The sequence below is a fragment of the Corynebacterium sp. HMSC034B08 genome (genome assembly GCF_001835805.1).
GTDB lineage: Bacteria > Actinomycetota > Actinomycetes > Mycobacteriales > Mycobacteriaceae > Corynebacterium > Corynebacterium coyleae.
The window spans coordinates 19,178-30,829 of the sequence record NZ_KV825973.1 but is presented as its reverse complement, the minus strand read 5'-3'; the positions used below and the strand labels follow the sequence as shown (position 1 = coordinate 30,829).

The window sequence follows — 11,652 nt, the reverse complement described above, 5'->3', positions numbered from 1 at the left end:
GTAACACGGGTTCAAATCCCGTACGGGGTACAAGGAGAAAACCTCCGATCCGGATTCCGGGTCGGAGGTTTTCGCATTGGTAGCGTAGGTTCAGTGACTTCCCTTAGTTTCTTCGAACTCGACGTGTTCTCAACCGGTGCCTACACGGGAAACCCTCTCGCGGTGATCTGCGGGGCGGACCATCTGACCACTGAGCAGATGCAGCGGATCGCAGCTTGGACGAACTTCTCGGAGACGACGTTTCTGCTCGAACCTACTAACGACGAGGCCGACTACCGGGTCCGAATCTTCACCCCAACCGAGGAATACGCCTTCGCAGGGCACCCGACCTTGGGCACGGCGCGTGCGTGGCTGGAGTTGGGTAACACGCCGAAGGCCTCAGACGGCGTCGTCCAAGAGTGCGGTGTTGGCAATGTGCAGGTGCGTATCAGCGACTCGATGCTCGCGTTCGCAACCCCACCGCTGAAGAATTCTGCACCTCTTACGGCATGCGAACGTGCAGAGATCTGCGACGTGTTCGGGGTGGGGGAGAGTTCGCTCGTTGACGCCGCGTGGGGCGACAACGGGCCGGGCTGGCGGTTGGCACTGCTGGATAGCGTAGAAACCCTTCTCGCGTTACAACGACCGGCATCGAGCGACCTCAAGGTTGCGTTCGCCGCTCTCACGGGTGGGACGGATCCGGCGTATGTGTTACGCGCTTTTACTCCGACGTTTGAAGACCCGGTGACGGGTAGCGCGAACGGTGCGATGGCGCAGTGGCTGCGATCGCGCGGGGACGTGCCGGCAACTTACTCGGTCTCCCAAGGTACTGCGCTCGGCCGGGACGGCCGTGTGACCATCAGTGACGACGGCTCTGACATCTGGGTTGGTGGAGCGGTGACGGTACGGGTGCGGGGACAGATTGTCGTCGATTAGCAGCAGTGTTCGAATGTTCCGTCTTTCGTGTCGGCGGCATCTTTACAGTGGGACGTGTTTCCCGACAGAAAGGAGCCGTACATGGCAGAACACATTCCGGTTGTATCACCGCGAATCATTCGGGCTATCAACGTCGCCGCATTTGCGCACCGCAATGACGTGCGCAAAGGCACCGACATTCCCTACGTATCGCACGTGTTTGGCGTGATGCACTTCGTTTCTCAAGTCACCGACGACGAGGACGTTCTCATCGGTGCACTATTCCACGACATTTTCGAAGATGTCCCCGAGGAATACAGCGCAGAGCAGATGGCTGCGGATTTCGGCGAACGCGTCGTCGAGCTCGTCCGAGGCGTGACCAAAGAGGACAGCATCGGCAGCTGGCAGGGGCGCGCCGACGCATACCTTGCGCATCTTCGCGAAGCCGAGGAAGGCAGTGTTTTCATCGCAGCGGCAGACAAACTGCACAACCTGCTCTCCATTCATGCCGACCTCGACACAATCGGGGATGACCTCTGGGGACGCTTCAATTCGCCTGTAGAGCGGCAGGTGTGGTGGTACCGCTCAGTGTGCGATGTGGTTCAGGAACGCTTGCCGGGCAATCAGTTAGGTGCGGAGCTTCGTCGCCAAGTCGAGCGATTGGAAGCCCGCACCGCCTAAGGTGGGGCACATGTCCGGCGTACCTTTTGGCGAATGCGACGCGCGTCGCGGCATACGCCGTGCCGATTTCGAGTGGGCAGCAGCAACGATCGACGAGTACTCCGCAAAGGGGCGTAGGAAATGAAAGTTGCCATCATCGGAGCAGGCCCCCGTGGGCTGTGGGCTGCAGAAGAGCTCATTGATCGTGCGGGGCAGCGTGGAGCAGCCATCGAACTTACGGTGTTTAACGAGACACCGATGGAAGAAATTTCAGCACCAGGAGCGTTTGGTGCCTCGGTTCCGGAGCAGTGGATCCTCAACGCCCCAAAATCCATTGTGGAGACCCACCTGGGGCCCTTAGATCCAAACGACGAGTTAGAAGGGCAGTTCCCTCCACGACGACGCGTAGGCGAGCACTTGGATGCTTCGTGGGAAGCCTTGCGGACGAACTTGCCAGCAAAGTGCACGCTTGATTTCCGCATCACTCGAGTACAGGACGTAACCCCTGTGGGAAATGGCGTTGAAGTGGACGGCGAGCAGTTCGACGAAGTACTCATGGTGACAGGGCACGCGCATGATTGGCCAGGCTCGCTTGCTCATCAGGATCTCGGGGATCTTCGTGTAATCGCCCCGGCGTATCCGGCAAGCAATCTGGATTCGGTCACATCCGATGACATCGCGCTCGTGCGCGGAGCAGCGCTGACCTTTATCGATGTCGTGCGCTACGCAAAGGCGAAAGTGTTTTACCCAGTGACCCGATCGGGCCGTTTTATGGAGGTCAAGGCCTACCTCGACGAGGAGCAATCGCGCCAGGCCCAACCCGTTATTGCGGAAGCTGACCGGGCGATTCTGCAGTGCCAGTCGCTTGAAGAGCTCAAGGAAATTCTGACGGAGTCAGCAGAAGCCATCCTCGCGATCGTCGGTGGCGAAGGTGCGCGTGAGGATATTCAAGCGGTGATCAACGGTGAGGACTTCACAGGGGATCCAGTGACGGAACTTCGCACATCGGTCGCTGCTGCAAAAGGGGAGAGACGATGGACGTCGGCGCTTGCTGTGGCGCTGGCGTTTCGCGACACCGAGGATGCGCTCATCCAGCGCGCGTCCTTCGGCGGCCGAGAATCGCTTGGCGGCTCCGAGTTCGACGATTTCATGAGCACACTCGGGCGCGTTGCTACCGGCCCACCTGTTGAATCGGCGGTGGAGATGCTCGCGCTTATCGACGACAACCGGATCCGCACCGACGTCTTCAACCGTGGCGAAGACGATTTGACCGAAGTGGCCAAGGAGGTCGGCGCAACAGTCGTGATTGACGCCGTGAACGCACCTGCCGGAGTCGTCGACGGAACTCTCATTGGGGATCTCGTCGAGCGTGGTGTCGGGATGCGTTATGCAGACACTAGCGCCCTGCACATCCACCCAGACGGCACATTGGTGGGGCAGAAGCACCTTGCTGCTGCAGGGCGGATGAACGAGGGGTTGGTCCTCGGCCACGACACGCTGCGCCGAGATAAACAGAACATTATCTATCGGTGGGCTGAGCGTGTCAGTGCCCGTGCAGCGGAGTAGCCCTTAGATCCCGTACTTGTGGCGGATGTCTTGGACGAACTGAGGGGTCAGGTTGACCAGCACTGCAACAATGGCAGCGATGAGGCCGAACAGGATGCCCAACACCGTCAGGACGATGCCGGTCGTGCTGGAGCCGGACGCGTCGGTTTCAGTGGTCTCGTGAGAGCCGTTGTTGGCGTCGTTCTCAGACGGAGTGTTCCCGGTGTCGGCGCCGGATTTCTCTGTGGTGGGCGTGACGGTTTGCTTCACCGTCGTGGGGACAACCCTGGTGGTTTCCACAACGGTGGGAGATGGGGACGTAATCGTCGAGGTTTCCGTCAACGTCACCGTGGACACCGAAGTGAGCGTGGTCGGCTTCGCGGCGCTCGTCGTGGTCGCGCTTGGTTTTTCAGTCGTCGTCGGGGCTTCTTCCTGCGGGGCGTCCTCCTGTGTGGCGTCCTTCTTCAGTAGAGTGACCTGATCCACCACGTACGGGGTGTTGATGTTGTACGTCGTCAGTTTTAGCGACTCAGACGAGACGTCAATGCTGGTGTAGTCCGGGTTGTAGTCTTGGCGCCAGCGTGCGGTGGACTTGTGTGCCAGGTCAGTAACATTTTCTTCGCGGACATTCGGGTGGGTTGTGCCGTTTTCGTCCTGGAAGTCGTAGTACTTGCCACCCGTTGCCGTGGTGGAGGTGACGTAGAGAACCTCGTTGTTTTCCGGAATAAGAATGTCGCCGGACTTCGATGTGCCAGCGGGGATCACAGGGTCGACACCGTTCATCAGATGCGTGCGAGTGTAAATGTGGTCGTGGCCGCTAAGCACCAGGTCCACACCGGCTTCGGACAACTTCGGGGTCAAGGAGTTGCGTAGTTCGACGACATCCTTGTCGGTGTAGTGCGTACCTTGGGAGAACGGTGCGTGGTGGATACCGACGATCACCCAGTCAGCGTCGGCACCATGTGCGGCGATCGTTTCGTTGACAAACTTCGCGTGGACGTCGATGTCGGCCTTGGATGCGCGGTTGCCGTCCAACCCGATGAACAAGACGTTGTTGTAGTTGAAGAAGTAGTTCGCGGTGTCATCAACTTCGTTGGGCAGGAAGTACGTGTCCTGGAAGTGACGGTCGAGCGTGTATGTCTCGTGATTGCCCTTCAGTACGGCAAGGCGGTACTCCTGGAGTTTTTCTGGCGCGGTGAACTCCTCAAGCTGCTTGACCGGGGCACCCCAGCCCTCAACCTGGTCGCCCAGGTGCATGATGAACGCGGAGTCGGGGTGTTCACCGGTTGCGGTATTGACCGCTTTGTTCCATGCGGCGGACTGCTCGGCGATTTTCGTATCTACACCGATTTGCGCATCGGCCATGGCGAGGAAGCTCCAGGAATCTCCGTCGGTGCCGGTGGTAAAGGTGCGCTGCTCGCTATAGCCACGACGATCGCTTCCAACCCGGTAGGCGTACTCCGTGTCAGGCTCGAGGCCGGTCATCGTCGCTTCGTGCGGGTAGAAGACAGCCGAGTTGTACGGGCCACGGGGCGATTCCACGCGCGTGATGTTGGCTGGATCAGCAGTCGGCCAGTACTCCAGGAACTGTGTTTCGTTGGTCTTCGACTGCCAGGCCAAGTTCGCTTCCGTTGCGTCGGATCCGATGCCGAGGACGATGCGGCTGATGCGGGTGTTGATTGCACCTTCAGGGGCATCCGCAGCGACAGCCGTCGTGGCAGAGCCGAACAGGGACACGACAACAGCCGCAGAAATTGCGGTGCGACGAATGGAACGAGGGGCACGGGAAAGCGAAACAGTCATGTCCACCCACACAAGTCACGTTGTTTTAACAGCGGGTTACTAGCGGATCGTCACCTCAGTGAAGTGTGGGTGAACTTTTGGAAACTTGGCGGTTTCCTCGTTGCGCGCGCCTGTGAGCTGGTTGAAAGTGGGCGTCATGAGCTCGAAACCCCGTGTCAATCGTCGTATATTTCTCCAAACCGTTGCCGCGTCTGTCGCAGCCGTAGCACTGGGTACTGGCGGTGCTGTTGCTGCGCGCCGCAGCACTGTCTCAACTCCTGAGGTGCCAACGCCAGCGGATCAGTGGGACTTGCCATTTTTGCACGGGGTTGCGTCGGGAGACCCGTTGCCGGATCGCGTGGTGTTGTGGACCCGTGTGACACCCTCGCGCGAGGCGTTGCCAGGCTCAGGTCTTGGCGACGATGTCGAGCTGGAATGGCAGATCGACACCACTGAAGACTTCACTCACCCAAAGACAGGAAGCGCGATTGCGCGTGCGGAATCCGACCACACGGTGCACGTCGATCCGGACGGGCTCGATCCAGATACGGAGTACTTCTACCGTTTCATCGTGAAATCGGGTGAGCACGCAGGTTCTTTCTCCCCGGTGGGGCGTACGTTGACTGCGCCAGCCGTAGACGCTGACCTGGATACGCTCAATCTCGCAATCGCATCATGTGCGAACTGGGAGTCCGGATTCTTTAGCGCCTACGCTGACATGGCTCAGCGCGCGCGTGCGGGCGAAATCGACCACGTGGTGTTCCTCGGCGATTACATCTATGAGTATCCAACCGGCGAGTACGTAGGCAAAAGTGGTGTGGCCAGGATGCACCATCCGGAGTGGGAAATCACCACGTTGGAGGATTACCGCCAACGTTACGGCCGCTACCGCACCGACTTGAACCTGCAGGCGGCCCATGCGGCGTGCCCTTGGATTGTGGTGTGGGACGACCACGAGTCAGCCAACAACAGCTGGCGCGAAGGAGCCGAAAACCACACGGACGGCCGGGTTGAAGGGCAGTGGAAGCAACGCGAAGCAGTGGCGATGCAGGCGTACTTCGAATGGCTCCCGGTACGTCGCAGTGCGCTCATTGAGGCTCCAGGCATCTACCGCAGCTTCCAGTTTGGCAACCTCGCGCAGCTGACGATGATGGATCTGCGAACCTTCCGCGACGAGGAAACCACCAGCGACTACTTTGCCAACGATGAGCGCACAATGCTTGGCGACGAGCAGTTTGCCTGGGTGGCAGAACAACTCCAACAGTCCACCGCACGCTGGGATGTGCTGGGTAACTCCGTGATGGTGTCGCCCATGCGCTTTGTCACCATCAAGGACAACGAGAAGGCCAATATTGCAACGGGCTACATGAGGGAGCGCGCTACCGGTATTGCGGTGAACTCGGATCAGTGGGATGGCTATGCGGCCGAGCGTGACCGCCTGCTCACCATGCTGGACGAGCAGGAGTCGAACGCCTTGTTCCTGACCGGCGACATCCACTCAGAGTGGGCGAACTCGATTGCCTCCCCGTCGGGCTTTGGTGAGATCGGCTGCGAGATGGTGACAACCTCAATTTCTGCACCAAATGTGGATGAAATCCTCACCACAGTGTTTGGGACGTACCACCCGGAAGACAACTCGACGTCGCTGCTGGTGGAGAAGACCATCCGCGATTCCAATCCCTGGGTCAACCACATCGATTTCGATGCCCATGGCTACGGCATCGCAAGCATCCACTATGACTATGTGGACATGCTCTACTACCGGGTCTCGGACGTGGAGGACCCGGACGCTTCCGTCAGCTTGGGCGAGAAGCGCCAGTGGCGCATCGGCGAAGGGTTCGTCGAAGCATAATCTGCTAATCGACGACGGCCGCGACATCTGGGTGGGCGGGCTGGTGACCGCGCGCGTGCGCGGCACCATCGACCTGTAGGCGCGGCTAGGACATCATCACCTTGGTCTGAGCAACCGCCTCGTCCATGCGGCTGATCGCGTGGTGCAGCCGGTGGCGCAGCCAGAGGCCGAGGAAGAGGAAAGGCAGCACGAAGAGGACGAGGCTGCCGAGGGCTCGCCAGAAGTCCCAGCCGTAGGTGCCGAAGACCGCGGCGCGCATAGCGCGGATCGAGTAGGTCGCGGGCAGCCAGGGGCTGATCGCCTGCGCCCAGCCCGGCAGCAGCTGCAGCGGGTAGGCGCCGCCCGCCGCCGAGACCTGGAGCACCAGGATGAGCACGCCCACGGCCTTGCCGGCGTTGCTCAGGGAGAGCACCAGCGTGTAGCAGATCAGGTGGAAGACCAGGCTCGAGACCCACCCCGCCATGAAGAGGAGGAAGGGGTGCGCGGGCTCGATGCCCACGTAGACGATGAGCCCCGCCATGAGGAGCGTGGATTGGGCCAGACCGGTGGTCACGAACGTCAGGTAGCGGCCAAAGTACTTCTGGCCCGCGGTGAGGCGGTCGGGATCGACCACGTTCTGTTCGATGGAGCGATCGTCCGTGCGCACGGCCACCGACGTCAACAGGGCGCCCACCCACAGGGCGAGCACCGTGTAAAGCGGGGCCATGCCGGCGCCGAAGCTGACGCGGGGGAAGACCTCCTTGCGCTCCACCTTGACTGGGTCGACGAGGGCGTCGGCGAGCTCCTCCGGGTGGCTGGAGACGAGGTCGGCCAGTTTCGTCAGGTCCCCGCTCGAGCGCGCCTGCGCGATCGACTGCTGCGCCTCCTGCATCCTCGCTGCGTTGGCGCGCAGGGATTCCGCCGTGTCGCGCAGGTCCGCACCGGAGGCTGCGAGGGTGTCGCGCAGCGAGCCGGGCCGATTGGCCAGGGCAGAGGAGACGCCGTCCATGTCCGAGCGGGCCTTGTCGACGTTCGCCCGGACGTTGTCCAGCGAGCCCGACAGCGCCTCGAGGCGCGGGCGGATCCCGGTGTCGTAGGAATTCTTGGCCGAGTCCATCGCCTCGCGGGCCCGGGCGATCGAGTCCTTGATCTCCTGCCGGTCCGCGTTCTTCCCGTCCCGGCTGCCCTGCCCGGCGGTGAGGCGCGTGGCGGCGTCGTTGAGTCGGTCGCGCACGGCCGTCTGGCGGGCGATAGCGTCGTTGAGGTCGCCGACCACCGCGCGCACCGCCGGTTGGGCGTCGGGGGGAAGCGCCGGGGCGACTTGGTCGTTGATGGTGTCGCGCAGGGCCGTGTACTGCTTCACCTGGACATCGATGCGCGCGGCGATGTCCGTCAGGTTCGCGGCGGTGGCCTGGGAGGTGGCGGAGGAGTCCGCCATCAGCTGGTCGACGCGGTCGCTCACTGCGGCGAAGCTTTCCGACGTCGCCCCCAGCGCCGCCGCAAGCGCCGCGCCGTCTCCGCCGAGGCCCGCCCCGGTGGCTCCGAGGTCGACGGGGTGGACCTGCCCGAGAGAGTCGCCCAGCGCCCCGGAGATCCGCTCGGCGCTGTCGACGAGCGGCACGCTCGACTCGGTGAGCGAGGCGAGCGCGTCGACGGTGCTGGCGCTGGAGAGCAGCTGGTCGCGGGCGCTGGCAGTGCGCGTCTCGATGGAGCCGAGTGCCTGCTTGGTCTCCGCCTCGTTGAAGAAGTCCGAGGCCGTCTCGATCAGCCCGAATGACACCTCGGAGAGAGCCCTGGTGAACGACGCGCTGATCTGGGCGCTGACGCCCTGCGTGCCGTTGGAGATGAGCAGCGGGGAGATGGGGTTCTTCTTCTCGTTGATGTAGAGGTCGATCCGGCTGGGTTCGGCGTCGCTGGCGTAGAAGGTGAACATGTCGTCGCTCAGCGTGGGCGGCAGGACGATGGCGGCGTAGTACTCGCCGGATTTCGCGCCCTCGATGGCATCGTCGGCGTCGGTGATGACCCAGTCCATCGAGTCGTCGCGGTAGAGCTGGGAGAGGACCATGTCGCCGACGTTGACGGCCAGCGGGGTGAGGTCGCTCGTGTGGCCGCGGTCGGTGTTGGCCACCGCCACCTCGAGGCGCTCTGTGTTGGCGAAGGGGTTCCACGTGGCCAGCACGTTGAACCAGGCGAAGAGGCAGGGAATGGCGATGAGGCCGACCATGACGATGCCCGCCATGACGTTGGTGTAGAGACGGCGCAGGTCGTTGTAGGCGATGGAGAAGACGGTTCTCACTTGGTGTCCTCGCTTTCGGCATCCGCGGGCCCGATGGTGACGCTGGTGCCGGCGGAGTCGTGGCGGTGGATTACGGCGTCGCGCAGCTCGGCCTCGCCGAGGCGCGAGACCTGTTCGGCGTCGACGAGGCTCTGCGTGAAGTACTCCACCGCGCCGAGGTAGAGGACGACCAGCAGCGACCAGGCGACGACGATGGCCAGCATGATCGTCTTGTCGGTGGGCAGGAGCATGGTGAGCAGGGTGATGATGGCGATGCCGACAATGCCCGCGACGATCCCGCCGAAGATGAGGGTGCGGTAGTTCTCCCGCAGCATCCGCGCCCGCTTCTCGACGCCACCGCGGAACTCATCCCGGTCCGACAGGGCGGCCATGATGTCGGACGCGCGGTAGGGCGAGCCCATGACCTCCACCTTCTCGTTGGTGATCAGGTTCGTGCGCGCGAGCTGGCGGTTGAACAGGAGGTTGGCGTGCGAGGAGGTGAGTCGGAACAGCCACCCCAGGGCGAAGGCCGCGGCGGACATGGCGAGAAGCGCCGCCATGAAGCGGAGGTAGTGGTGGCCGTAGAACCCGGCGACGGTCTCGCGCATCGCGTCGATGCCGTAGCGGAAGGGGAGGAAGGGGTAGATGCGGCGGAAGAAGTCGGGCATGAGCTCGATGGGGTAGAGGCCCGACGCGCCCGGGATCTGGATGACGACGAGGAAGACGGCGATGCCGCGGCCAATGTGGCCGAGCGCGGAGACGATGGAGTAGATGATCCCCGTGTAGGCAACCCCGATGGCGATTGCGGTGACGAGAAAGGCCGTGACGGACTGCATCTGCACCCCGAAGGCCACGTTGCCGAGCGTCACCACGACGGCCTGGAGCACCGAGAGCGTGGCGAAGAGGAGGAAGCGACCGAGGTAGGCCTGGCCGACGGTGAGGCGGCGGAAGCCCTCGGTGTCGACCTCGACGCGGAAGATGATCGTCAGCACGAACGCGCCGATCCACAGGGCCAGGTTGGTGAAGAAGGAGGCCATGGAGCTGCCGTAGTTCTCCGAGGGGAAGACGGCCTGCTGCTCGACGGTGACGGGCGAGGAGATGTACTCGCCGATCTTCGCGGAGTTGAGGTTCGTGACAGTGTTGAGGGCCTCCGAGTCGGAGGTGGCCAGGAGGGCGTTGATGTCGGACTGGGCGGCGCGGGCGCCGTCGGCAAGCGTGCCGAGGTTGCCCGAGACCTCGTCGAGGATGCCGAGGCTGGCCGCGAGCTGGTTGTCCACCCCGGCGAGCAGGGAGGTCGTTTCCTCGCGCAGGGCACGCTGGCTGCTCAGCGCGCCGCGCACGGAGGCGACGCTGCCGGAGGCCTGCGCGAGCGAGGCGTTGATCGCGGGCACGGACTCGCCGAGCTGCGTGCTCGCGTCGCGCGCTGCGGCGTTGGAGTCGGCGGCCGTGGCCTCGAGGGAATCGCCGAGCTCGCCTATCGACGCCAGCGCGGCGCTCGCGCTGCGGTCCACGTTGTTCAGGCCGTCGAGGACGGCGTGGGAGGCGGCGGTACGCTCCTCCAGCGCGCTAGCCGCGGCGTCGAGCTGAGCGCGGACCTCAGGCGATAGGGCCGCCCCGGCCGACATGGCGCGCAGCTGCGCGGCGGCGGATTCGCCCTGCTTGACCACGCCGTCGACCTCGCCGACGGCGGAGCGCACCCGCCCCTGGGCGGTGCCGAGCTGGCCCGTCGCCTCCGCGATGGAGGCGTTGGCGGAGGCGGCGCCGAGGCTGAGCGCGTTGGTGGACTCGACGAGCGCGGTCGATGTGTCGGCGCTGAAACCGGCGGAGGACTTCTGCAGCTCGGCGATGATCCCCTCGGCCTCGCCGAGAGAGGAGTCCACGGACCGGAGGGTGTCGTCGACGGAGCCGACGAGGGTGTTCAGCTCGGCGACAACCGGGCGCGCACCGCTGATGCTCTGCTTCATCGTGGCCACCCGCCCCTGGGCGGCGTCGAGGTCGGCGGCGATCTGGCCGAAGCTCCCGGAGGCTTTGCCTCGGGCCTCCTCGGCGTCATCGCGCGCCGCGAACCCCTTGTTGCGCAGCTCGGTCGCCGCGGCCTCGCCGACCTTCTTCTTGAAGGCCTCGGACACGGCCGTGTCGACGGCGGAGGCGCCGGCGTCGGTAATCGAGGGGGTGACGCCGTTGCTCTTCTCGTTGACGTAGTACTCCAACACCGGCTGCGTGTAGGTGCCGCTGACGAGGCTCAGCAGGTCCTCGCTGAACTCGGGAGGGATGAGGAACATGGCGTAGTAGTCGCCGCGCATGAGACCGTCGCGTGCCTCGTCCTCGGGGAGAAACACCCACCCGATCTTGTCGTTGGCCTTGAGCTGCTCGGTGATCTGCTCGCCGACGTCGACCTCGCCGACGCGCTCGGCGGAGGCGCCGCGGTCGTTGTTGACCACCGCGATGCGGATGTTCTGGGTGTGGGCGTAGGGGTCCCAGAAGGCGTTGATGTTGAACCACGCGTAGAGCGCGGGGGTGATGAGCACGCCGACGATGATGATGAAGGCCCGGGGAACGCGCAGCAGGCGACGAATGTCCCGTCCAAGAATCTGCCCGCTCTTGCTCACGTGGCGAGCGTACCCTCGAATGGAGCGTTGGGGGAAACACCCCGGGTCTGGGCCAA

Annotated in this window: 7 protein-coding genes; 4 read left to right on the top strand and 3 right to left on the bottom strand. The window is 63.5% G+C overall.

Annotated features, from left to right (window positions below; genetic code table 11):
- The first annotated feature begins 93 nt into the window (after positions 1–93).
- The 3 genes from HMPREF2656_RS11000 (at position 94) to HMPREF2656_RS10990 (ending at position 3,120) form a co-directional block, all read left to right on the top strand.
- Positions 94–915: a PhzF family phenazine biosynthesis protein gene (locus HMPREF2656_RS11000; protein ID WP_070450072.1), complete on the top strand. Its 822-nt coding sequence runs from the start codon at positions 94–96 to the stop codon at positions 913–915.
- Positions 916–996: 81 nt separating this feature from the next.
- On the top strand, positions 997–1,575 hold the full coding sequence (locus HMPREF2656_RS10995; protein ID WP_070450069.1) for an HD domain-containing protein: 579 nt from the start codon (positions 997–999) through the stop codon (positions 1,573–1,575).
- A 120-nt stretch (positions 1,576–1,695) separates the two neighbouring features.
- Positions 1,696–3,120, top strand: coding sequence for an FAD/NAD(P)-binding protein (locus tag HMPREF2656_RS10990; RefSeq protein ID WP_070816783.1), 1,425 nt, complete (start codon positions 1,696–1,698; stop codon positions 3,118–3,120).
- A gap of 3 nt (positions 3,121–3,123) precedes the next feature.
- Here the strand turns inward: HMPREF2656_RS10990 and HMPREF2656_RS10985 are convergent, their stop codons facing one another.
- Entirely contained in the window at positions 3,124–4,902 is a 1,779-nt protein-coding gene (locus tag HMPREF2656_RS10985) for a fibronectin type III domain-containing protein (RefSeq protein WP_141761082.1), read from the bottom strand.
- Positions 4,903–5,038: 136 nt separating this feature from the next.
- On the opposite strand from HMPREF2656_RS10985, the gene HMPREF2656_RS10980 reads away from it, so the two are divergent.
- Complete coding sequence (locus tag HMPREF2656_RS10980; RefSeq protein WP_070816781.1) at positions 5,039–6,733, top strand: alkaline phosphatase D family protein; 1,695 nt, start codon at positions 5,039–5,041, stop codon at positions 6,731–6,733.
- Positions 6,734–6,818: 85 nt separating this feature from the next.
- Here HMPREF2656_RS10980 and HMPREF2656_RS10975 read toward each other — a convergent pair whose 3' ends face one another.
- A complete protein-coding gene (locus HMPREF2656_RS10975) occupies positions 6,819–9,008 on the bottom strand; it encodes a YhgE/Pip domain-containing protein (protein ID WP_070816780.1) in 2,190 nt (729 codons plus the stop codon).
- Complete coding sequence (locus HMPREF2656_RS10970) at positions 9,005–11,596, bottom strand: YhgE/Pip domain-containing protein (protein ID WP_168167569.1); 2,592 nt, start codon at positions 11,594–11,596, stop codon at positions 9,005–9,007. Before HMPREF2656_RS10970 ends, HMPREF2656_RS10975 begins: the two co-directional genes overlap by 4 nt.
- Positions 11,597–11,652: the final 56 nt, after the last annotated feature.

What these genes read in the sequence shown, in the direction of transcription:
- HMPREF2656_RS10990 (WP_070816783.1), top strand. Translation starts at nt 1,696, where the DNA reads ATGAAAGTTGCCATCATCGGAGCAGGCCCCCGTGGGCTGTGGGCTGCA.
- HMPREF2656_RS10995 (WP_070450069.1), top strand. Translation starts at nt 997, where the DNA reads ATGGCAGAACACATTCCGGTTGTATCACCGCGAATCATTCGGGCTATC.
- HMPREF2656_RS10980 (WP_070816781.1), top strand. Translation starts at nt 5,039, where the DNA reads ATGAGCTCGAAACCCCGTGTCAATCGTCGTATATTTCTCCAAACCGTT.
- HMPREF2656_RS10985 (WP_141761082.1), bottom strand. Translation starts at nt 4,902, where the DNA reads ATGACTGTTTCGCTTTCCCGTGCCCCTCGTTCCATTCGTCGCACCGCA.